This is a genomic window from Methanobrevibacter sp. (genome assembly GCF_045130115.1).
In the GTDB taxonomy this organism is placed as follows: Archaea; Methanobacteriota; Methanobacteria; order Methanobacteriales; family Methanobacteriaceae; genus Methanocatella.
Genome location: NZ_JBGUPC010000047.1, coordinates 12,757 through 34,731, shown reverse-complemented (window position 1 = coordinate 34,731; position 21,975 = coordinate 12,757). Strand labels below are relative to the sequence as shown.

At 36.0% G+C, this 21,975-nt stretch carries 22 protein-coding genes; 20 read left to right on the top strand and 2 right to left on the bottom strand.

Annotated features, from left to right (window positions below):
* The first annotated feature begins 67 nt into the window (after positions 1-67).
* The 8 genes from ACJMML_RS08275 (at position 68) to ACJMML_RS08240 (ending at position 5,446) form a co-directional block, all read left to right on the top strand.
* A complete protein-coding gene (locus ACJMML_RS08275; RefSeq protein ID WP_303739587.1) occupies positions 68-355 on the top strand; it encodes an energy-coupling factor ABC transporter substrate-binding protein in 288 nt (95 codons plus the stop codon).
* Positions 356-395: 40 nt separating this feature from the next.
* Complete coding sequence (gene cbiQ / locus ACJMML_RS08270; RefSeq protein ID WP_405306853.1) at positions 396-1,091, top strand: cobalt ECF transporter T component CbiQ; 696 nt, start codon at positions 396-398, stop codon at positions 1,089-1,091.
* A gap of 1 nt (position 1,092) precedes the next feature.
* Positions 1,093-1,926, top strand: coding sequence for an ATP-binding cassette domain-containing protein (locus ACJMML_RS08265; protein ID WP_405306851.1), 834 nt, complete (start codon positions 1,093-1,095; stop codon positions 1,924-1,926).
* Positions 1,927-2,061: 135 nt separating this feature from the next.
* A complete protein-coding gene (gene ribC / locus ACJMML_RS08260) occupies positions 2,062-2,520 on the top strand; it encodes a riboflavin synthase (protein WP_405306850.1) in 459 nt (152 codons plus the stop codon).
* A gap of 10 nt (positions 2,521-2,530) precedes the next feature.
* Positions 2,531-3,235 (top strand): glycosyltransferase family 2 protein, encoded by a 705-nt coding sequence (locus ACJMML_RS08255; protein WP_405306849.1) that lies wholly within the window; start codon positions 2,531-2,533, stop codon positions 3,233-3,235.
* Between the two features lie 9 nt (positions 3,236-3,244).
* Complete coding sequence (locus tag ACJMML_RS08250; protein WP_405306848.1) at positions 3,245-3,595, top strand: DUF2304 domain-containing protein; 351 nt, start codon at positions 3,245-3,247, stop codon at positions 3,593-3,595.
* Positions 3,595-4,263: a (Fe-S)-binding protein gene (locus ACJMML_RS08245; protein WP_405306847.1), complete on the top strand. Its 669-nt coding sequence runs from the start codon at positions 3,595-3,597 to the stop codon at positions 4,261-4,263. The genes ACJMML_RS08250 and ACJMML_RS08245 overlap by 1 nt, the downstream gene beginning before the upstream one ends.
* Positions 4,253-5,446: an LUD domain-containing protein gene (locus ACJMML_RS08240; RefSeq protein WP_405306846.1), complete on the top strand. Its 1,194-nt coding sequence runs from the start codon at positions 4,253-4,255 to the stop codon at positions 5,444-5,446. The genes ACJMML_RS08245 and ACJMML_RS08240 overlap by 11 nt, the downstream gene beginning before the upstream one ends.
* 56 nt (positions 5,447-5,502) lie before the next feature.
* Here the strand turns inward: ACJMML_RS08240 and ACJMML_RS08235 are convergent, their stop codons facing one another.
* Positions 5,503-7,092 carry a DUF2142 domain-containing protein gene (locus ACJMML_RS08235; protein ID WP_405306845.1) on the bottom strand — a complete coding sequence of 530 codons (1,590 nt, stop codon included), beginning with the start codon at positions 7,090-7,092 and terminating at the stop codon, positions 5,503-5,505.
* A gap of 183 nt (positions 7,093-7,275) precedes the next feature.
* Here ACJMML_RS08235 and ACJMML_RS08230 point away from each other — a divergent pair, with 183 nt between their 5' ends.
* From ACJMML_RS08230 to ACJMML_RS08190, 9 genes are all read left to right on the top strand, one after another.
* Positions 7,276-7,989, top strand: a complete 714-nt coding sequence (locus tag ACJMML_RS08230) for a (5-formylfuran-3-yl)methyl phosphate synthase (protein ID WP_303738114.1) — start codon at positions 7,276-7,278, stop codon at positions 7,987-7,989.
* A 13-nt stretch (positions 7,990-8,002) separates the two neighbouring features.
* Positions 8,003-9,487 (top strand): IMP dehydrogenase, encoded by a 1,485-nt coding sequence (gene guaB / locus ACJMML_RS08225; protein WP_405306844.1) that lies wholly within the window; start codon positions 8,003-8,005, stop codon positions 9,485-9,487.
* A 218-nt stretch (positions 9,488-9,705) separates the two neighbouring features.
* Positions 9,706-9,975, top strand: a complete 270-nt coding sequence (gene rpl37A / locus ACJMML_RS08220) for a 50S ribosomal protein L37Ae (RefSeq protein WP_292805463.1) — start codon at positions 9,706-9,708, stop codon at positions 9,973-9,975.
* A gap of 3 nt (positions 9,976-9,978) precedes the next feature.
* Positions 9,979-10,110, top strand: a complete 132-nt coding sequence (locus ACJMML_RS08215; RefSeq protein WP_082706360.1) for a DNA-directed RNA polymerase subunit P — start codon at positions 9,979-9,981, stop codon at positions 10,108-10,110.
* Between the two features lie 41 nt (positions 10,111-10,151).
* A complete protein-coding gene (locus ACJMML_RS08210) occupies positions 10,152-10,637 on the top strand; it encodes a Brix domain-containing protein (protein ID WP_405306843.1) in 486 nt (161 codons plus the stop codon).
* Positions 10,630-10,896 carry a KEOPS complex subunit Pcc1 gene (locus ACJMML_RS08205; protein WP_405306842.1) on the top strand — a complete coding sequence of 89 codons (267 nt, stop codon included), beginning with the start codon at positions 10,630-10,632 and terminating at the stop codon, positions 10,894-10,896. The genes ACJMML_RS08210 and ACJMML_RS08205 overlap by 8 nt, the downstream gene beginning before the upstream one ends.
* A 28-nt stretch (positions 10,897-10,924) precedes the next feature.
* A complete protein-coding gene (locus tag ACJMML_RS08200) occupies positions 10,925-11,272 on the top strand; it encodes a prefoldin subunit beta (RefSeq protein WP_405306841.1) in 348 nt (115 codons plus the stop codon).
* 35 nt (positions 11,273-11,307) lie between these two features.
* A complete protein-coding gene (locus tag ACJMML_RS08195; RefSeq protein ID WP_405306840.1) occupies positions 11,308-11,592 on the top strand; it encodes a DUF3194 domain-containing protein in 285 nt (94 codons plus the stop codon).
* Positions 11,593-12,171: 579 nt separating this feature from the next.
* The gene (locus ACJMML_RS08190; RefSeq protein ID WP_405306839.1) at positions 12,172-12,861 is read left to right on the top strand and encodes a HisA/HisF family protein; all 690 of its coding nucleotides are present in this window, start codon (positions 12,172-12,174) and stop codon (positions 12,859-12,861) included.
* Here the strand turns inward: ACJMML_RS08190 and ACJMML_RS08185 are convergent.
* Positions 12,853-13,032: a hypothetical protein gene (locus ACJMML_RS08185; protein WP_405306838.1), complete on the bottom strand. Its 180-nt coding sequence runs from the start codon at positions 13,030-13,032 to the stop codon at positions 12,853-12,855. The genes ACJMML_RS08190 and ACJMML_RS08185 overlap by 9 nt on opposite strands.
* A 111-nt stretch (positions 13,033-13,143) precedes the next feature.
* Here ACJMML_RS08185 and ACJMML_RS08180 point away from each other — a divergent pair, with 111 nt between their 5' ends.
* From ACJMML_RS08180 to ACJMML_RS08170, 3 genes are all read left to right on the top strand, one after another.
* Complete coding sequence (locus tag ACJMML_RS08180) at positions 13,144-13,992, top strand: cation diffusion facilitator family transporter (protein ID WP_405306837.1); 849 nt, start codon at positions 13,144-13,146, stop codon at positions 13,990-13,992.
* Between the two features lie 20 nt (positions 13,993-14,012).
* A complete protein-coding gene (locus ACJMML_RS08175; RefSeq protein ID WP_405306836.1) occupies positions 14,013-14,834 on the top strand; it encodes a PfkB family carbohydrate kinase in 822 nt (273 codons plus the stop codon).
* A 161-nt stretch (positions 14,835-14,995) separates the two neighbouring features.
* The gene (locus tag ACJMML_RS08170) at positions 14,996-21,973 is read left to right on the top strand and encodes a DUF3320 domain-containing protein (RefSeq protein WP_405306835.1); all 6,978 of its coding nucleotides are present in this window, start codon (positions 14,996-14,998) and stop codon (positions 21,971-21,973) included.
* Positions 21,974-21,975 lie beyond the last annotated feature (2 nt).

The following is a 21,975-nucleotide window of genomic DNA, read 5'->3' as shown; positions in this document are numbered from 1 at the left end:
GCTTACAAACCAAAATTATTAGATAAATTAGGTGCTTTAGCTCCTAATGAAGCATAAGGTGATATAAATGAAAACATCAACATTAATAATATTGGCTGTTGTTTGTATCATATTGTTCATTGCACCATTAATAATGTTTAGTGGTCATGGAGAAGATGATGGGTACTTTGGTGGTGCAGATGATGCCGCTGGTGAAGCTATTGAAGAAACTGGTTTCAAACCTTGGTTTTCATCTATATGGGAACCACCTAGTGGTGAAATAGAAAGCTTATTATTTGCTCTCCAAGCAGCAATCGGAGCAATCATTATTGGTTACTTCTTTGGTTACTGGAGAGGACAAGGTAAAGAAGAATAATTCTTCTTTATTATTTTTTTTCTTTTTTTAGGAGATATTTATGAAATTTGATATGGATTATATTGCGCATCATAATGAATTAACTGAAACAAATCCTTATTTTAAGTTGTTTTTAACAGTAATATTGTTAATTGTTACACTGGCACTTGATAATCTATATTTTGACGTATTCATTTTCATTGTAATGTCCATTGTCATATTGGCAATTGCTAAAATAAACTATAAATCATATTTGAAATTCCTGTCACTTCCAATGGCATTTCTTGTCATTACATGTTTATTCTTATTGTTCTTCTTTGGAAAAGGAGAAGTCATTTATGAAACTGGAATATTGGGTATTGTAGTCACTACCGATTCGTTCCATTATGCGGTTTATACATTTATGAGGGTAATGGGATGTTTACCATGTTTAGGTTTCTTAGCTCTTACAACACCTATTGCAAAGGTCTTAAATTGCTTAAGAACTTTGAAAGTTCCGAAAGTTATGGTTGAAATCGCTCTTTTAATGTATAATGCAATTTTCATATTCCTGAATGAAATAGATACCATGCAAAAGGCACAGGATACAAGACTTGGATATCACTCATATTGGACTTCATTTAAGTCTTTGGGTGCTCTTGCAAGTACCATATTTTTAAGGTCTCTTGATAAAAGTGAAACACTGCAATTTGCATTGGATTCAAGAGGATATAATGGTGAACTTCCGGTTTATGAACCAAGAAAAAAGGAGAATTAAAATGTTAGAGGTAAAAAATATTAAATATTCATATAATTCGGATTATCAGGCGCTTAAAGGGGTTAGTTTAAAGATAGAAAAAGGTGAAATGGTTGCTCTTTTAGGTAAAAATGGTGCCGGAAAATCTACATTATTCTTGCATTTGAATGGAATTTATCAGCCTGATGAAGGTCAGGTGTTCATTGATGGTGAGGAATTGAAGTATGATAAGAAATCTTTGCTCAAATTCAGGCAAAAAGTTGGAATCGTTTTCCAGAATCCTGATGATCAGATATTTGCCCCTACAGTTGAGGAAGATGTTGCATTTGGACCTCTTAACTTAGGTCTTCCGATGGAAGAGGTTCAGGACAGGGTTGAAGAGGCTTTAGCACGTGTTGGAATGAGCGGATTTGAAAAGACTGCACCGCATCACTTGAGCGGAGGTCAAAAGAAAAGGGTTGCAATTGCAGGAATTCTTGCAATGAAACCTCAAGTAATGGTTTTGGATGAGCCTACTGCAGGTCTTGACCCTCAGGGGGTTGTTGACTTATCAATATTACTTAATGAACTCAATGAGGAAGGAATTACAATTGTAATATCAACACATGAAGTCGATCTGGTTCCTAACTATGCTGAAAAGGTTTTTGTTTTGGTTGATGGTTTGTTGATTGCAGAAGGAACTCCTAAGGAAATTTTTGCAAAACCTGAAATTTTGGAACAGGCTAATCTAAAAGTTCCTATAGTTACAGACTTATTCCAGCAACTTGAAAGGGAAGGCTTTGACATGCATGGGGACTATCCTCTGACAATTGATGAAGCCAAGGAAAAGTTTTTGGATTTGTTAAACAAAAACTAATTTTTTTTAACTCAAATTTTTTTCATAATTATAATGTTCAAAGTATTACTCGTAGTAATATTTCATAATACTTTTGTATTTTTAATTAAAGTTTTATATTAATAAAAACATACTCTTTTTATAAGGTGAATTTAAATGAGAATTGGAATTTGTGACACTACATTTGCTCGTTTTGATATGGCTGCAGCAGCCATCGATGAGTTAAAAAAGAATGCATATGACTTGAAAATCATACGCCAAACTGTTCCTGGCGTTAAGGACTTGCCTGTTACAGCCAAAATTCTCATTGAAGAGGAAAACTGTGATATCGTAATGGCACTTGGAATGCCAGGGCCTATGGAAAAAGATAAGATGTGTGCTCATGAGGCATCAACCGGTTTAATTAATGCACAATTAATGACAAACACTCACATATTGGAAGTATTTGTACATGAGGATGAGGAAGATGATCCGGTTGAGCTTGCAAAGCTTGCGGAAAACAGGGCACGTGAACATGCACAGAATTTAATTAAGATGATGTATCACAGAAAAGCAATGAGAAAAGAAGCAGGAATGGGAATGCGTGAAGGAAAAGAAGATGCAGGACCTCTATGAGTGATTTAAAATGGGATATGAGCTAACTAAGGAAGATAGAAATCAGACATTTGTTGTTCTTCCGGCATATAATGAGGCAACAAGGATTCAACCCGTAATAGAATCCATTGCAGAAAAAGGATATAACATGATTATTGTCAATGACGGTTCATCAGACAATACTCTAGATGTTATTAAGCAATCCAAAAGGAAATATCCCAATCAGATTCATATTTTTTCCCTTATGATTAACAGGGGTGTTGGTGTGGCAACACAGACAGGTTTTGACGCAGTTTTCAAATTCAATCCGAAATATGTTGTCAGCATGGATTCAGACGGCCAGCATTCTGCCGATGATTTGGATAATGTAATAACACCTTTGGTTACAGGGCAAGCTCAGGCAGTAATCGGTGTCAGGCCACTTAAGGACATGCCTTTCAGCAGAAATTTTGCAAATGCAGTCATGAATCTTTTAACAAGACTATTTTATGGTGTTAACGTAAGTGATTCTCAAACCGGTTTTAGGGCCATAACCCTTGAGGCTTTGCGAAAAATTGAAATCAATGCTCGAGGTTATCTCATTTCATCAGAGTTCATACGTGAAGTTAATGACAATAATATTCCATTTGTGGAAGTTCCGATTAAAACTATATACACTCCAGAAACTCAAGCGAAGGGGACAAACGTTGCGGAAGCATTTAAAATATTGCTTCAGATGATAAAACATCAATTTTAAGGTGATAAAATGTTGTTATATTCAATATTATTTCCAATTATATCCATATTGGCAATTCTATGGTTTTTTTATAGGTACTTGAAGGAAAAACAATCCTTAACAACTGTAATATTATGGACTGTATTATGGTTATTTGTAATTCTATTTTCAATTTTTCCAAAAGCAAGTGAAAGATTTGCCCAACTCTTTGGTATAACTCGTGGATTGGATTTTATCATTATTGTGGTATTCGTTGTGCTGTTCTATATCATATTCAGACTGTACAATAGGATAGACATATTGCAGGATGAAATGAATAAGATTGTAAAGGAAGTAGCGATCAATAATGAAATATCTCTTGATGATGAAGAGGATGAATAATGCTTTATTTTAGAGGATGCACCGCAAGAGAAAAGCAAACTGATATCTCCAAGGCAACTGAGGAATTGCTGACTCTTGCTGGTATTGATTATCATGTTTTAGAAGATGAAAAATGTTGCGGGTCAGTTTTGCTTAGAACAGGTTTTGAAAGCGAAGCGAAAGAGCAGATTGAAAAAAACACTGAAGTTTTAAAGGATGAAAAAATCATTGTATCATGTGCGGGCTGCTATAAGACCTTAAAAGAGGACTATAAAGGTCTGGATGTAATCCATATCTCTCAGTTATTGGATGAGCTGATTCGTGAAAAAAAGCTTGAATTGACAAAGACAGATTTGGATGTAACTTATCACGATTCCTGCCATTTGGGAAGACACTGTGATGTTTTCGATGAGCCAAGAAACGTCATTGAAAATGTTGCAAATCTTGTTGAAATGGAAAACAATCGTGAAAACAGTTTATGCTGCGGTGCAGGAGGAGGTGTAAAGTCAGCTTATCCTGAAATTGCCTCACAAATGGCACAGTCAAGAATTGCACAGGCAAAAGAAACCGGCTGCAAAACATTGGTTACCTCTTGTCCTTTCTGTAAACTTAATTTGGAAAATGATGAACTTGAAGTATTGGATTTGACTGAATTTTTAGTGAAATATGGTGGTGTGAATGAAGAATAGTGAACTTGAGACTATGAGAAAATCTTTTGATACAGTTAAAAAAAGGTCTTCATCAATTAAGGACTCACCATCAATCAAACGGCTAACCTCAAGGGTTCAGGAAATTAAAAAATATTCTTATGACAATAAAGAGGAGTTATTCAATCAGGCTTTGGAATCATTTGAACGTAATGGCATAGAATGCAGGTTTGCAAAGACCTCGCAGGATGCATTGGACATTATTGATGATTTGATTGAGGAATATGATGCTGAAGTAATTGCCAAGGCCAAATCAAACACATTAGGCGAAATTGATTTGAAAAACCACCTGGATATTGATGTTGTCGAAACCGATTTGGGTGACCGTATTCTGCAGCTTAAAAAAACAGACAATAAGCCGGTTCATCCGACAGGGCCTGCATCACATCTGAATGTTGATGAGATAACAGGCATCGTCAATGAATCACTGGATGTTGATGTTGATCCCGAACCTACTGAAATCATGAAGGCTGTCAGAAGCGATGTTCTAAAACGCCTTGAAAATGCAACTGTAGGTATAAGTGGAGCCAATGCTATCGCATCCGAAGAGGGGTCTGTTGTAATGGTGCACAATGAGGGCAATATTTCAATAGTTTCACTCAAAGACTTGCATATAATTGTAGCTGGAATTGATAAAATAGTGCCTACATTGGAAGATGCAATCTCTGTTGTAAAGTTAGAGACAGTATTTGCAACCGGAAACTATGTTACATCATATATGAATGTCATATCCGGACCATCCAAAACCGCCGACATCGAGAAAAAACTAATCAAGAACATGTATGGTGCCGAAAGGGTGGTAGTCATTCTTTTGGACAATGGAAGAAGCCAAGCAATTGAGGAATGCCTTTATTGCATAGGCTGCGGAAACTGCATAGTTCACTGTCCGGTCTATAATGCAGTTGGTAACGAATTCGGATTTAACAACTACCTTGGAGGACGTGGTGTTGCAATGTCAAAATTCATAGAAGATGATGAAACATGTTTTGATTCAGGCCTTTACATGTGCACTCTATGCGGATTATGCACATTGAACTGTCCTTTGTCCATACCGACCAATGAGATATTGGAAAATATGAGAAAACTGTCTACTGATGTTGGATTTTATCCGAAAGCCCATTATAAAATTAAGGATAATGTTTTAAATAGGGATTCCCCTTATTGATCTTTCAATCTAATTTAACTTTTTTTTGTCTAATGTTTTCTAAAAGTTGGAGGGCTTCAATAATAATACTTGGTGGCAAAAGCAAGAATCAGGGAGGCCATGAATCCAATGATGAAAACTATAGTATAATTGTTATTAAACTTTTCCAGTTTATCTATCTTGAATGGTACAATAATCGGAAGCAGGGCAAACAACGGCAGGAAGTATCTTGCGCTGACACCGATGTTTGTTCTACCAACATCCGCCCAGGTCAGAAGCTGGATGACGCATGTTCCTACATATATTATTAGCAGAATCAAAAATGAACCCCATTTTGCTTTGCGATTGAATTTGAACTTTTTTGGATGGAACAGTAATATGATGGACAGGAATATCCATAACAATACTGTAATAAACATATAATGGTCATTGTAATGATAGGCACTGGCTGCTCCAAAGAAATTAAACAGTCCATTTACTGTAATGCCCAAAGTAAATGTGAAAATTAACTGTATGAATTTTAAAATGAAAAATGGATGATTTATCATGTAGTCCAATTGCAATTTAGGATTCATGTAATTGAGTTTTGATCTCCATGAATGCATTAATGCGGGTTCTGAATATGTGCTCCACAAAACGCCTAAAATACCAACGATTAAAACACCCAAAAGCATGTATCTTAAGATATTTTTATCCTTAAAGTTTCTTCGAGGAACCAGCAGTATAAAAAACACAAATGCAAGATAAGGCAGCTTGCAAAGGCCCAGAAGCAATGAAAGTCCACAGAATAGTGCAACATGCTTTGTACCGAGGGATTCCTCTTCGGCTTTATACAGATATATGAAATATGCTATTGTGAGTATCCCCAATCCAATTATCATTGAATCAATGCTGAGTGAGGCCGCCTGATAAATTGAAAGGGGTATGCAGGCAACCGTCAGAAGATGAACTTTCAGCACCGGCGATATTCTAACGGCTAATGATATTAAAAATGCATAAAAAATCAAATTACAGATTCTGCCAAGCCATAGCATCCAGATAACATTCATGTCAAATAATTTGGCAAAGAAAATGCCGATTGCTTGAGGCAGATATCCATAAAATGGGTTTTGCTCAAAGGCAGATCCGTCAAGGATTGTTTTGTTGCTGATTTTATCCGTATCATCAGGCGTTTCAAAAACGGTTTTTTCCCGGTTGTTTAAAAAGAACATGTGGCTTTCAGTTGTCACAAAACCTACATCTGTATTGAGTGCCTGACTGTATTTTCCTTCGGATGTATGGTTGTACAATTGGGTGAGATTGTTGGGACCACCTTCCCAATGAGGAAATATTATTCCCCTTGACGTGATTTCCGCACGTGTAAGATGTTCCAGTTCATCGCTGACATCTGCAATTGGCACAATCAGCGCTGTCATTATACCGAAACAGAGTATAATTACAAAGGCGACCTTATAAAGTTCATTTTCAGAGTCATGCATGAAATAATAGATAATGCAGAATATTCCCAAAATTGCAACGATGATGAATGTAGATATTACAAACTGCGGATTTGCGAAGTTTTTAGCTGAAAGCGTCGATGCACAGGTAACAGCAATAAATATCAAATAGATTATCAAATACTTTTTAGATTTTAAAAAAATTTCAGGAATATTTTCAAACATATTCATTGTTTATTATTTTTTGTGGAATACATATTTAATAATTGTTAAAATTTTCCGATATTATAGGGCACTATTTTTTTTAATATAATTTTTAATTACTTTTATTTTTTTCCAAAAAACAATAATATTATAAATAATAAAGAACTAATAGTATTATATTATAAAATTATATTTTATTGGAGGAAATTTATGCTTCTATTAATAAGTCCTATAAATCGTGAAGAAGCTCTAGAATCTATTGAAGGTGGAGCAGATATTGTTGATGTGAAAAATCCTAAGGAAGGTTCTCTTGGAGCCAATTTCCCATGGGTTATTAAAGAAATCAGGGAATTGACTCCTGAAGATAAGCTTGTTAGCGCTACTTTAGGGGATGTGCCTTACAAACCAGGTACAGTTTCACTTGCGGCAATGGGCGCTCACGTTTCCGGAGCAGATTATATTAAAGTTGGATTATACGGAACAAAAGACCATGATGAAGCTGTGGAAGTCATGGAAAATGTTGTAAAAACTGTAAAAGATGTAAGTGAAGATACAATTATTGTAGCGGCAGGTTATGCAGATGCTCACCGTGTAGGTGCAGTTGACCCTATGGAAATACCAAAAGTGGCAAAAGATGCAGGATGTGACCTTGCAATGCTGGACACTGCTGTTAAAGACGGTCATACATTATTTGATTATTTAGATTTGGACAAATTAAAAGAATTTGTCGATGAAGCTCATGGATATGGTTTATTGACTGCCCTTGCAGGCTCTGTTAAAAAAGACCAATTGAAACCATTGCATGATATTGGCTGTGATGTTGTTGGTATTAGGGGAGCTGCATGTGTTGGCGGTGACAGAAACACTGGAAAAATACACCATACTGCAGTTGCTGAGCTTAAAGAATTATTAGATTCATTTTAATTAGGTGTTAATCATGTCATTTTCAAAAAAAGTTCAAGAAGCAAGAATGTCTTATACCTTTGATGATTTCCTTTTGACCCCTAATGCAAGTTATGTTGAACCAAAAGACATTGATACTAAAATTGAATTAGGTAAAGGAATCAAATTGAATATCCCTGTATTGAGTGCGGCTATGGATACCGTTACAGAAGCGGATCTTGCAATAGCCATGGCACAGGAAGGTGGGGTAGGTGTAATTCACAGGAACATCACACTTGAAAGACAAGTTGAAGAAGTCAGAAAGGTTAAAAATGCTGAAGATTTGACAATACGTGATGTAATTACCATTTCTCCAGGTTCTACCGTTAGTGAAGCTGAAGAAACAATGCGTAATGAGCTCATCAGCGGGTTGCCTGTTGTTGACGGTGATAAAATTCTCGGAATTATTTCAAAAAGGGATATCAGACCATTTTTAAAATCCGAACCAAATACAGAAATTAAGGATATAATGACCTCTGATGTCGTTACTGTTGATGAAGGTGTTTCAGCTGAAGAGGCATTAAATATTGCATACGACAATAAGGTTGAAAGGCTTCCTGTTGTCCGTGACGGCAAACTTGTAGGAATCATTACTATTAAAGATATATTAAATCAATCACAATATCCTAATGCGGCAAGAGATAAGGACGGTAACTTTTTAGTTGCTGCTGCATGTGGTCCATTTGATTTGGACAGGGCAATGGCACTTGACCAAGCCGGTGCAGACATTATTTCAATCGACTGTGCTCATGCTCACAATATGAATGTAGTAAAGTTCACCGAAACCATTAAGGATAATATCGATGCTGAGCTTTGTGTAGGTAACATTGCGACAGCTGAAGCTGCCGAAGATTTAATCTCAATGGGAGTTGATGCACTTAAAGTGGGTATTGGTCCTGGTTCAATGTGTACCACCCGTATTGTAGCTGGTGTCGGTGTGCCACAACTTACAGCAATATCTGATGTTGCAGATGCTGCAGCTGAATCTGGAATTCCTGTCATTGCTGATGGTGGTATCAGATACTCCGGTGATGTTGCAAAGGCTATTGGTGCCGGTGCAGATGCAGTAATGTTAGGTAACTTGCTTGCGGCATCCTTGGAAGCTCCTGGTGACATTGTTATCATGCATGGTAAACAATACAAAAAATACCGTGGAATGGGATCAATGGGTGCAATGACCAGTGAATTTGACGGTGGAGCAGACAGATACTTCCAAGGTCAAAAAAGTAAAATGAACCACACTAAATATGTGCCTGAAGGAATTGAAGGTGCTGTACCATACAAAGGAACAGTTGCTGAAATCCTGTTCCAATTAGTGGGCGGTTTAAAATCATCCATGGGTTATTGTGGTGCAAAAGATATCAAAGCAATGCAAGAAAAGGCTAACTTCGTTAGAATTACAAGCAGTGGTATTAAAGAATCTCACCCACATGACTTGTTGATTACTAATGAAAGTCCTAACTATCCAACACTTGACTAGTTGGATATCATTTTAAATTTTTTTGATGGGAATTCAGAAATTGGCAAAAAGATTTATAGGAGTTATTTTTCTCATCAAAAATTAATTTTTTCTTAAAATACCTATTTTAAGCAAACCTTTAAATATTAGTTAATCAAATATTATCATATTAGATAATTTTATGGTTATTTTATATAATCAATTTATTTTAAATTTTAATTATTATGGAGAAGATATAAATGGCAAGAACTAAAAAAGTGGGTATTACAGGTAGGTTCGGTGCAAGATACGGAAGAAAAGCAAAAAGATCTGTTAAAATCATTGAAGAAAACATGAAAAAGAATCATGTTTGTCCTAAATGTGATAGACCATATGTAAAAAGACAAGCTGCTGGAATTTGGAAATGCAGAAAATGCGGTGCAGTATTTACTGGTGGAGCATACGTTCCAGAAACCCCTATGGCAAAATCTGCAGCACGCAGTATCAGAGACATTAAAGTGGAGGAATAGGCCTTGTATAGGTGTCCACGTTGTGGAGCAGAAGTAGACCATAAAAGCTACATGGAAAATAAATGTCCTAAATGCAGATATAGGATTTTATTTAAGAATGTTCCAGAAACAACTAGAATTATAAAAGCAAGATAAAATCTTTGCTTTTACTAAATTTTTTACTATTTTTGATTTAAATGTTAATATCAACTTCTAGAAAACCTTCTCAAAAGACTAGAAAGTTTTGTAAAAATTTAGCTCGCGTTACTGATTCAACCTCAGTCAATAGGGGCAAGATGAACATGCGTGAATTATTGCTAAAAGCGCTTGAAGTTGATGAATATAATTTGGCTATTGTTAATGAAATTAAAGGAAATCCTAGTAGAATTTCTTTTTTCTCAAACAAAGGTGAATTATTACTTACAATTCTCATTGGAGTAACATTGGATAATGAAAAAACAAATTTTGCTCCATCCCAATTGAAAATAGTGTCTGAAGTAAAAGAACTTGATGTATTAAGTGATATTTTAGATTTGGATTTAGTGGATAAGGCTGAGGAAAATTATATTCTAGTTTCTAAAAGTGACGATTCAATAGCAAGAATCTATTTTGTAAATAAATTTGGGGATAGATTGAACTTCCAGATTAATGTCAAAAAGATTTTAGAGGTCACAAATGATTGATGAAAGTCCTCTGGAGAGAGTCAAAAGCAATATTGCTGTTGAATTTGAAAGTGACAGTCAGGCAAAAATCGTTTATGATGCAATAATTTTGGAATTTGAAACCGCTCCGGATTTCAGGTCATCCATGACCATCGAACTGGAAGGATCTAATATTCTGATTGAGATTGATGCTCAGGACGCTACATCTTTTAGGGCCTCTGTCAACTCTGCAATCAAGTGGATTAAATTAGCATTAGAAATAAATAATTTAACAAATTAATACTTATATAATTAATTAAGGTGATAAAATGGAGATTCCTGAAAATATTCAAGAACAATTAAATCAGTTTCAACAATTACAACAACAAGCTCAAGCTGTAACTATGCAAGTTCAGAATGTTGAAGTACAGATTCAAGAAACTGAAAAAGCATTAGAAGAACTTAAGAAGACTGATGAAAATACCGAAGTATTCAAACAAGCTGGTACTTTACTTATCAAAGTAGAATACAAAGATGCTTTAGCTGACATGGAAGACAAGTTAGAAACTCTTGAGTTAAGAAAACAAACTATGACTCGCCAAGAAGAAAGAGTCATGAAAAAACTCCAGGAAATGCAAACCGCTATCCAATCAGCTATGCAAGGTATGGGCCAATAGGCTTAAACCTTAACTTTTTCTTTTTTTAGATTTTCATGTCAAAACTTAAAGTATTATCACAGGATGACTTGGCAACAATTTCAGATGATTTCGGTGAAATTTTAGAAAGTGAAATTTCAAAAGCATTGCCTGCCAAGGAAATCGAGGATTTGGATTTGGACATCGTTTTAAGCTATGAAGACAAGCAGTTAGATGTTGATGTTGATGTTGGGGTCAGCTTTGATGAGCTGTCTGAAATCAACCAAGACCAGATTGCCAAAGCGATTGATGAAGCTTATGTAAGATTCGATTCCTACATTGATGAGAATTTCAGAGTCTGATTATTTTTTTTAAATTTTTATGTAATACTTTTTATATATTTTATATTAATCAAAGTATTACTTTTTTATCAAAAAGTATTTATATCATTAAGTATAATTTTTATATAGAGTTTGAAGTAATCACAATAGCTTAGCAATATTAAGGACAAACACGTAATACTATCTTTCAAATTCCCTCTTAATTACTTCAAACTTCATTAACCATTACTTTTTTCAACTTGACTTTATCAAACAGAATTTATAACTTTTTGAAAATTTAGGTTTCTTTAAAATTTCGAGTTTTATATTTTATGAATAATCATATATTCATGTTGATAATTTTATCATTATAATTGTCTTTTGTTTATTTTTTTCATAAAATATTATAAATTATTTATTCAAGTTTACTTTAATTTTTCTAAAATATAGTAACATTTATATATGATGTAGGTTAACTTTATTAATAGAGGTTCATAACTATAACTGTTATTTACCATATGAATTGATCATTATTTTTTTATTCGAGGGAGGCGCTGGAAAACACTTCAGCTTCTCTCACCTCCTTAAGTTTTTAATACTAGTTTTTTCTTATTTTATAATATGATTAAAAAAATTCCAGTAATAGATTTAAAACAGCACCAGGCTGTAAGCGGCAAATCAGGAATGAGGGATACCTATCAACCATTGAGCACTGTTTTTGCATCATCTTCCAATCCTGTTGAAATCGCACAGGGTCTGAAATTGAATGGGGCTGATGAAATGTATATAGCAGATTTGGATCTAATTGAATCTCAGGGCCACAACCTCAGCGAAATCAAGATGGTCAACACAGTCATTCCAGTCATGTTCGACGGTGGCGTTAAAAACTGCGAGTCATTTGAATTTTTCCTTGACTATGCATTCAAGGTAATCATTCCAACAGAAACCCTTGAAAGCATTGGGGAGATAGAAAAGATTTTTGAAAAGTATCCTAAGGAAAGGATTGTGGTCAGCATAGATACGAAAAACAGCGAACTGCTTGCAAAACACCTTGATGTGAGTCTGTCTGAACTTAAAGAGATTTTGATAAGGCTTGACCCAAATGAAATCATACTTCTCGACATTACTGGTGTCGGCACCGAAAAGGGATACAACAAAAAATTATTGGATGAATTTGGTGAACTTAAGGACAAATTAATCATTGCTGGTGGATTAAATAAAGATTCTTTGGTTGAATTGGAATCATTGGGCATAAAAAAAGTATTGATAGGAACTAGCCTACATTCAGGAGAAGTTAAACTCCTAGACTAGAACGCTTAAAACTGCATATGGGAATACACATGCCATAATAAATAGTATAATTCCTAAAGCCAATTTAGGATTATTCTCTTCTAGTGATCCAGAAATAATTAATACTATTGCTAAAAATCCAAAGATTACTGGAAGAATATGAGAAAATATTGTAGTTCCAACTATTGCCATTTTTAATCACTACTATAATTTTACCTTGTTTAGTTATATAAATTTAACTTTAAATTTAATTATTTGAGAATTAACTAAACTTTTTATATTAATTTTTTTAAATATTAGATTATGAGAGTGGATACGCATCATCATCACAAAAAGGCCGGCGAAAATCTGGCTGTGGTATTTTTCCTGAACCTGACATTTAATATCATTGTCATTATTGGTGCTCTTGCCACCAACAGTATGGCAATACTGAGTGATTTCATTCATGACTTGTCAGACACAATTTCCATAGCTTTGGCATGGTTTTTGGAGCGTATTGCTCAAAAGGAATCATCTGATAATTATTCCTATGGCTATCAGCGCTTTTCAATTCTTGGTGCAGTGATAATATCTCTTTTTGTCATTATAATGGCATTTGTGATTTTATCTGAAGCTATTCCTAGATTGTTTGCCCCTGAGGGTGTTGATGCCGGTGGCATGCTGGTTATTGCGGTCATAGGTTTGATATTCAAATCCCTTTCGGTCTACAGGCTTCATCGTGGCGAAACGTTCAATGAAAAGGCGATTCTATTTCACCAGCTAGGGGACGTATTCGAATGGGTTGCAATCTTAATACTAAGTTTGGTATTGATGTTTTGGGATGGTGCGGCATATCTCGATCCGTTTGTTTCCATAGGTATTGCAATATGGCTCATATTCAATCTGGGCCGCAACCTGATTAAATCGGTTCAGATATTGCTTCAGAAAACCCCCAGCAATTTTGACGTCGATGAATTCAAGGATTCAATCACTTCCATTGACGGGGTGAATTCAATCGATGATTTTCATGTCTGGTCACTTGACGGCATAGATTCTGTTTTGACCGTTAAGGTTTCAATCGGCAACTGGGAAATGCAAGAGGAGATAAAGAAAGAAATCTATGATATCGCTTCCAAATATCATATTGTTGACATTACTATAGAATTTGATTAATTTTTTAAATGGTGGAATTCATGACATTGGTGGTTATTGGACCCGTAACACGTGACCTGATTGTTATCGGTGATGAAAAGTCTCAAAGGATAGGTGGAGCGACCTATTTCCAAAGTTTTGTTTTTGAAGAATTTCATAATGATTATTTGGCCATTGTTAACTGTTCTGATGATAAACTGGTTGAGGAATTTCCTTCAGGTGACAAAGTTAAGGTGATTAAAAAGGATGACACTCATTTTTTCATAAATAACTATCCATTTGAAGATGATCGGGATACAAGAGAGCAATTTAGCAATTTCGCCAATATCCCGATATTGGCAAGTGATTTGGAGGGAATTCTGCCTTCTGAAGTTGACGGTTTTGTATTGAATCCTTTGAATCGCTATGATTTTCCGGCCGAAACAGTTGAATATCTGAAAAGTTTTGACGTTCCTATATTCGTATCGATTCAGGGTTTCTTGAGACTTCCTGATGTTCAAGTAAATGAAAATTACACCATAAAATTATCCAAGTTTGATGAATTGGAAGACATTTTATCTGGCGTTGATGTAATATTTTTAGATGAGAAAGAAAAAAACATCATTGGGACTGAGTATGATGTAGGTGAGATGGTTATAACCAATGGTTCTCATGGCTCCCGAATACTTTCAGATACGGAAATCAAAATCGATGCAGTTCCATGTGTCAATCTTGTGGATACGACCGGTTGCGGGGACACCTACATGGCAGCATATGTCTCACAAAGATTATTGTTAAAACCTCCTGAAATTGCAGGAAGTTTTGCCTCCAATGTTGCAAGTGAAAAAATTGAACATTCCGGACCCTATAATTTTAAAAGATAATTAATTTTTTTTAAATTTATAATAGTTATTTTAAATGGTCATCATTTCTTATTTTCAATACTTTTTATTTGAAATTACATTGATTAGAAAACTTTATTAATTAATATAATTATAATTATATATGCATTTTTGAATTTTTTTTACACTTTTAAAGGGTCATCATGTTAAACAAATCAAGTAATATAATCGAAAAGGAATTTAAGAATTTACGTAAGGAGCTATTGGACTTAACTTTAAGAAATCAACTTCTTAACTTTAAATCAAGAGCTAAAACTATCACTATTGTAAATCAATCCCCCATAAATCTTTTTCAGACATTGGTTCTGCAAGAGAACAAAATGTATTTTGTAGCCAATAAAAAAGATAAGAAGGAAGATAAATCTTCTGTTTGGGACCATATTCCGTTTGATTTTTCAAAGTTTTCTGAAGGTGACAAGAAATTAGCCACTGATTTGACTCCAAAAGAGCTTCAGAAAAGATTATATTACATCAATAACCAGGCTAAAACAATGCTTCAGGAGCAAGGTTATAACATTCTGTATTTGGCCATTGGATTTCTGGAATGGAAAGATAAATCCAAACCAAGGCAGAAGAACAAGGCGCCGTTGGTGTTGATTCCCGTTTCAATGGAGAGGAAAAAGGTAGGGGAATCATTCAATCTTGAATGGACAGGTGAAGACATTCAAACCAACATTTCACTTAAGGCTAAACTTCTTGAAGCAGGTATTGAGCTTCCTGATTTTGAATTCAAAAGGTATGGCGAAGTTGTAGACCATTATATTGCAAGCGTTAAACGTGCAGTTTCACGCATGGACGGATGGGATGTTAACAATGATGTGGCCTTAGGATTTTTCAGTTTCACTAAATTTGTAATGTATAATGATTTGAACCCTGAAGCATGGGAAGATAATGTTGATTTGACTAAAAATGAACTGATTCAGGCAATATTCAATCCTGCCAAAAATGACCAGGAGGCTTTCAGGGAAGAGGACATCGATTCAAGGTTGGAATATCAGAATATGTATCAGGTTCTTGATGCAGATTCCTCCCAGATTGCTGCCATTCAGGATGTTAAGGCAGGTCGCAATCTGGTGGTTGAAGGGCCGCCTGGAACAGGTAAGTCCCAAACCATTGTAAACTTAATTGCTGAGCTTTTGGCTGAAGGCAAATCAGTCTTATTCGTATCTGAAAAGATGGCGGCACTTGATGTGGTAAAGGACAGGTTGACCGCTGTTGGTTTAGGAAAATTCGTTCTTGAATTGCATTCTCACAAGACAAGGCGTAAGAAATTCCTAAAGGATCTTCAGAAGGCGACTAATGTAAGGGCACAGGAGCCTTTAAACATTGACAATACCATTCGCAAATTGGAAACGCTACGTCGTCAATTGGATGATTATTCTCATATTATTCATATGCCTGCTTTTGCAGTTAACTTATCTCCATTCCAGCTTTATGGAATGAAGGAATCCGCTGATGACCATTTTTCACGCAAAGGCACTTTAATGCCATTGGTCAGATTCGAGAATCCTGAAAATGTTACTTTAAAAGATTTGGATGATATGAAAATTGCTCTAGAAAACCTGGCGGAGCTGTACCAGACCATTTCCAAGGAAAATCCTTGGAGCAAATGCGCTCCAAAAAGTCTCCTGCCGGCTGATTTGAGAGAGATTGAAATGCTTATCAATGATACATTGCATGCTCTTGACAATTTCCTTGTGGAGCGCGGAAGGGTTTATGACATTTATGGAATCAAGCAGCCCGACACTTTAAATGAATTCCAGAATTCATTGTCTGCATTTGAAGTAATCAAGTCTCAAAATTCTGAGCTGATTGATGGCAGTATACTTAAGTCAGGGGCATGGAACGGTAACAATGATGATGCATTCCTGCTTATTCAGGAGCTTGAAAAATACCAGAAACATGCTCGTGCATTGGCCAAATTCAATCAGAATATTTTCCATGCTGACATTGACCGATTAATCTATGAGCTGCAACATTTGTCCACAAAAAGATTCAGGTTTTTCAACAACAAGCAATACATTGAGCTTGTTGAGATGTATTATGCAGTTCCTGTTCCAAATAGCATTGAGGAAATTATCAGGGATCTGCAACAGGCAAAGGCCATTATCCATATTAGAAAAACCTTGGAGGCAAATAATGCTTTAGGTCAGAAATACTTTGGAGGATACTGGCATCTGAATGCAAATCCTAATGACTTAAGGGCCATTGCCCGTTGGATGAATGAATTTACTGCACTGGTTCGTCAGGGAACATTTTCCCAAAATACCATCGATTTGATGAGTAAGGACCTATTCGACATCAATCCTGAAAGGGATCTTGCGGATTACATAGATTCAGGTGAGCAATTCGTCAGGGTGCTTTCAAGACTTAAAGACAAGCTTAATCCAAGAAGCAAATTAATCTTCAAAAGGGAAACTGGAGATGTGCCATTTGAAGCATGGAAAGAACAGCTGTATAATTGGAGAGGACAGCTATCAAGCCTTCACTTATGGTCACAGTACCTTAATACTAAAAATGCCCTCAAGTCTTCCAATGCAAAAATGTTTGTGGATTCAATTGAAAAGAGAAACATTAAGAAAGATGACATTGAGGCGTTGGTTAATGGAAACTTCGCAGATTCATTATTAAACATATTATTTATTGAAAATCAGGAATTGGCAACATTCGTTGGAGAATTGCATGAGAATCGTATCCGAGAATTCAAGGATTTGGACAAGAAGATTTTAATGCTAAACCGTAAGAGGATTTACCATAAACTGAACAGCAACATTCCAAAAATCTTTGGAGGAACAGAAAATCCTCAGGCAAAGATATTGGCTGGAGAGTTCACAAGAAAAAGCGGACACATGCCTGTTAGGAAGCTTTTGGAAAAGGCCGGTGGAATGATAAAGCAGATTAAGCCTTGCTTTATGATGTCCCCATTATCAATTGCCCAATACTTGGATCCTACAAATGAGGAACTGCAATTTGACGTTGTTATTTTTGATGAGGCAAGTCAGGTAAAGCCTGAAGATGCACTTGGTGCATTCATGAGGGGAAAGACTGCGGTTGTTATGGGAGATACTCAACAATTGCCTCCTACATCATTCTTTGACCAGATGTCCGATGCGGACAGCGATGAGGAGGAAGCGACCTCACTGGATATGGAGAGTATCCTGCATTTATGTAAATTGTCATTCCCTGTTAAAATGCTGAAATGGCATTACCGTTCACGCCACGAATCCCTGATTACCGTGTCAAACAGGGAGTTTTATGATGATGACCTGCTGGTTTATCCTTCACCTTCACATTCAGATCCGGAACTTGGTTTGAAATTCCATTACAATCCGAACACTCAATATTTAAGGGGAGCGTCATCCAAAAATCCATTGGAAGCGAAGGATGTCGTTGAAGAGATATTCAATCACTTTGAAAAGTATGGCGACACTAAAAGTTTGGGTGTGGGAACATTTTCAGTTGCACAGAAAAATGCAATACTTGAAGAGCTGGAAGTGAAACGTAAAGAGCATCCTGAGTATGAGCCATTGTTCTCTGAAAATAAGGAAGAGCGTTTCTTTGTTAAAAACCTTGAAACAATACAGGGGGATGAAAGGGATGTCATCCTAATCAGTGTAGGATATGGATATGACCAGGACGGCAAGATGTCACTTAACTTTGGTCCGCTGAATCAGGACGGTGGTGAGCGAAGGTTAAACGTATTGATTACCCGTGCAAGAGAGAAATGTGTCGTATTTTCAAACTTCAAAGCATATGACATGAACTTGACAGCTAATCCTCCATATGGAGTTAAATCTCTAAGGGAATTCCTTGAATATGCTGAAAACTTGACACTTGGAACTCACAGTGTTGCTGAGACATCAAAAGAACCGTTTGAAGATGCAATTGCTAGCTTTTTACAGGAAAACGGTTATACAGTAGATAAGCACATCGGTTGTGCCGGTTTCAGAGTGGATTTGGCTATTGTTGATGATGAAAATCCTGGAAAATACATACTTGGTATTACAACTGACGGAAAAATGTATGCGTCAAGCAAGGTTGCCCGTGACAGGGACAGGCTTCGTGAACAGGTATTGACAGGACTCGGATGGAAACTATATCACTTATGGTCTACAGACTGGTATAGGAACCGTGATTTGGGACGTAAAAAACTCTTGGACTTTGTTGAAAAGTCAATTCGTGAAACTCGCGAAGAGGAAAAACGCAAATCCGAAGAGGAAAAAAGGTTGGCTGAAAAAAGAAGATTGGAAGCTGAAAAGAAAGCTGAAGAATTACGCATCGCTCGTGAAAAAGAGGAAGCAGAAAGAAAAGCTAAGGAAGAGGCAGAAAGTAATGAGATTGATGCTGCTGACATCGGTCCTGAAGACTTCGTTGAAGTCGAAAAGGTAGATGACGGAGATTTCTTTGAAAAACCTATCGACGTTGGAGAGCTTGATCCTGATGAATTCTTTAAGGAGGTCAATGCAGATGACGCTGGCTCATCCAAAACAATTAATGAGGATGGTCCTTCTCAGGTCAAATCTGAGTTTGTTGAGGTTGAGGTTCCTGAGGTTAAGGATTATTCTGATGAGGTTGGTGAATCTGAGTTTGTTGAAGTTAATGAGCCTAGTGAAGCTAAGGATGATTCTAATGAGTCTGTTAGTGAAAATGATTTAAATGATGATGGCATATCTCAGGAAGTTGGAGCAGAAATTCCTAAAGACGATGATGTGGAAGTCTGGGAAGCTGCTGATGAAGATTCTTCAAGCAAGAATGATGATGCCGAAGTATGGGAATCTGATGAAGGTGTTTCTCCAGAGGATAATGCTGAAGTATGGGAAGATGAAAAGGATTATTCTGATGAAGAAAAGCCAAAATCATTTAAAGATAAACTAAAATCATTATGGGGCCATAGTCATTTGCAGGAAGAGGATGAAGACCATTCAATGTTGGAATCTGAATTCACAAAGGATTTAAATGATGGAGATTTAGAAAAGGAATCCGCTGAAAACATTAAAGATGATGTTCCTGAGGAAACTGTTGATTTGGGTTCTGATGATGATTATATTTATGTTGATCACAGTAATGATGAAGTAGCCGAGGACACTTCTTCCAAGGTTACATTTGATAAAAAAATTGAAATGCCTGTTGTCGAGGAACCGGTTGAAGAGATTATGGATGAGCCGGTTGTTGAGATTATGGATGAGCATGTTGATGAGCCTGTTCGTGATAGGGTTGTTGATGAGCAGGTTGTTGAGAAATCCAAAGATGAACCTGTTCAGGATGAAGTTAAAGAAGAAATCGTTGACGATAGGGTGGATTTGGGTTCTGATGAGGATTATATTTATGTTGATCACAGTAATGATGAACCTGTTCAGGATGAAGTTAAAGAAGAAACCGTTGACGATAGGGTGGATTTGGGTTCTGATGAGGATTATATTTATGTTGATCACAGTAATGATGAGCCTACTGATGACGATTATCAATCAAATGACGAAGAAGTTAAGGATAATGAAATATCAAACGAACCTACTAATACACATCATAAATCAAGAGATAGTTTCGTCAAATCAAGGATTTCAGATGTGGTTATGGGCGAGTCAAAATTAAAGCCTCAAGAGGTTAAAAAGGTAAAAGGAGAATTCATTGAAGACGACGATTTGCCATTGCATAAGCCTGTTCCAAAGGATGAATTTGTAGTTGATGCAGAAATTGTTGACGACGAATTAAATGCATTGAATGATAATTTGCCTGATTGGGATGAGGAAGAAGATGAGGAATGGAATATCTTTAATGATAATTTGCCTGATTGGGACAATAATGATGATTCCGATGATGTTTTAGATATTGTGAATGATGCTAAAAAAGAGTATATTGACGAAATCTTTGAAGATACTGAAATTGATGGGGACAGAAAGGTCTTTGATTTAGAAGACGGTCCTGAAGACGCTCCCGTTGATGATTCAGGCATTGAAAGGGAAATCCCTGATTATAATGAAGGTAATGTTCAGGATAATGAAAGTTATGAAACTGCTGATGAGGAGGACATTGTTCAAGATTCCGGTGAAGGTGTTACATATTATCAGGGTTCAAACGATGTTACAAGCAAACTCAGAAAAAACAATTTCTATTATGAAGATAATAAACCTAGGTCTGTCAAGGATTCCATTAGAGGATTTAAGAAGGACATGAAATATATCAATAAGTCTTTGAAGGAAATTGAAAATCCAACTCAAATTGATTATGTCTCTGTAGTTGACAGAACTGAAGAGTATGATCCTGCAGACTACTTGAACATGCCAAGTGATGATGATTCCGATAAGATTATTCAAAGGGAAGAGGAATTGACTTTCGCTGAACAAGAAGAGATGAGAATTGAGCAAGAAATGGGTATGGACGGTCTTCAAAAGGATATTGGAGGTGATGACAATGTCATTGTTCCAGTTCATCAGCAATACAGCAGGGAAGAGCTAAAAGACCAAGCTCTAGAGAACATTATTCAATCCGCTAATGAAGATTATAAGGAAATAGAAAAAGAAAGGAGGAAACGTGATAATCAGCTTAGGGCATTTGATGACCATAAACTGCCTGGTAAAAGGAAGCTTGAAGATAATATCACCGATTATGTTGAGGCAAATGATATCGGTCTAAATTCCTCAGATGACCTGTATAAAAAACCGATATCCAATGTTGCGGATTCCGTTAAGTTGATTGTGGATATTGAAGGTCCGATTCATGTAAGCGAGGTTACAAAAAGAATAAAGGACAGCTGCCATATTAAACGTGCCGGAGCTAATTTGAAAAAGACAGTCAACGCAGCTATTGAAAATTCTGAAAACTCAGGAAGCATTATCAGAATCGGAGACTTTTTATATGATGCATCAAATAATGATGTGCTTATTAGAAGAAGAAATAAACCGAACATTGATTTGATTTCTGATGAAGAGATAGCTAAAAGTATAGAACTTGTATTAACTTATAATTCAAATATTTCAACAAAGCAAGTTGCCAAGGAGACTTCACGTAATTTCGGATTCAGATCAACATCCAAAAAGACTGCAACAAGAATAAACAGCGTATTGGATTTGATGATTGCAAATAACAGAGTTAAAATTGACAATGATTATGTTGAGCTTAAATAGTG

Coding starts and splice junctions, on each gene's coding strand:
- ACJMML_RS08275 (WP_303739587.1), top strand. CDS start 68: ATGAAAACATCAACATTAATAATATTGGCTGTTGTTTGTATCATATTG.
- cbiQ (WP_405306853.1), top strand. CDS start 396: ATGAAATTTGATATGGATTATATTGCGCATCATAATGAATTAACTGAA.
- ACJMML_RS08265 (WP_405306851.1), top strand. CDS start 1,093: ATGTTAGAGGTAAAAAATATTAAATATTCATATAATTCGGATTATCAG.
- ribC (WP_405306850.1), top strand. CDS start 2,062: ATGAGAATTGGAATTTGTGACACTACATTTGCTCGTTTTGATATGGCT.
- ACJMML_RS08255 (WP_405306849.1), top strand. CDS start 2,531: ATGGGATATGAGCTAACTAAGGAAGATAGAAATCAGACATTTGTTGTT.
- ACJMML_RS08250 (WP_405306848.1), top strand. CDS start 3,245: ATGTTGTTATATTCAATATTATTTCCAATTATATCCATATTGGCAATT.
- ACJMML_RS08245 (WP_405306847.1), top strand. CDS start 3,595: ATGCTTTATTTTAGAGGATGCACCGCAAGAGAAAAGCAAACTGATATC.
- ACJMML_RS08240 (WP_405306846.1), top strand. CDS start 4,253: ATGAAGAATAGTGAACTTGAGACTATGAGAAAATCTTTTGATACAGTT.
- ACJMML_RS08235 (WP_405306845.1), bottom strand. CDS start 7,092: ATGAATATGTTTGAAAATATTCCTGAAATTTTTTTAAAATCTAAAAAG.
- ACJMML_RS08230 (WP_303738114.1), top strand. CDS start 7,276: ATGCTTCTATTAATAAGTCCTATAAATCGTGAAGAAGCTCTAGAATCT.
- guaB (WP_405306844.1), top strand. CDS start 8,003: ATGTCATTTTCAAAAAAAGTTCAAGAAGCAAGAATGTCTTATACCTTT.
- rpl37A (WP_292805463.1), top strand. CDS start 9,706: ATGGCAAGAACTAAAAAAGTGGGTATTACAGGTAGGTTCGGTGCAAGA.
- ACJMML_RS08210 (WP_405306843.1), top strand. CDS start 10,152: ATGTTAATATCAACTTCTAGAAAACCTTCTCAAAAGACTAGAAAGTTT.
- ACJMML_RS08205 (WP_405306842.1), top strand. CDS start 10,630: ATGATTGATGAAAGTCCTCTGGAGAGAGTCAAAAGCAATATTGCTGTT.
- ACJMML_RS08200 (WP_405306841.1), top strand. CDS start 10,925: ATGGAGATTCCTGAAAATATTCAAGAACAATTAAATCAGTTTCAACAA.
- ACJMML_RS08195 (WP_405306840.1), top strand. CDS start 11,308: ATGTCAAAACTTAAAGTATTATCACAGGATGACTTGGCAACAATTTCA.
- ACJMML_RS08190 (WP_405306839.1), top strand. CDS start 12,172: ATGATTAAAAAAATTCCAGTAATAGATTTAAAACAGCACCAGGCTGTA.
- ACJMML_RS08185 (WP_405306838.1), bottom strand. CDS start 13,032: ATGGCAATAGTTGGAACTACAATATTTTCTCATATTCTTCCAGTAATC.
- ACJMML_RS08180 (WP_405306837.1), top strand. CDS start 13,144: ATGAGAGTGGATACGCATCATCATCACAAAAAGGCCGGCGAAAATCTG.
- ACJMML_RS08175 (WP_405306836.1), top strand. CDS start 14,013: ATGACATTGGTGGTTATTGGACCCGTAACACGTGACCTGATTGTTATC.
- ACJMML_RS08170 (WP_405306835.1), top strand. CDS start 14,996: ATGTTAAACAAATCAAGTAATATAATCGAAAAGGAATTTAAGAATTTA.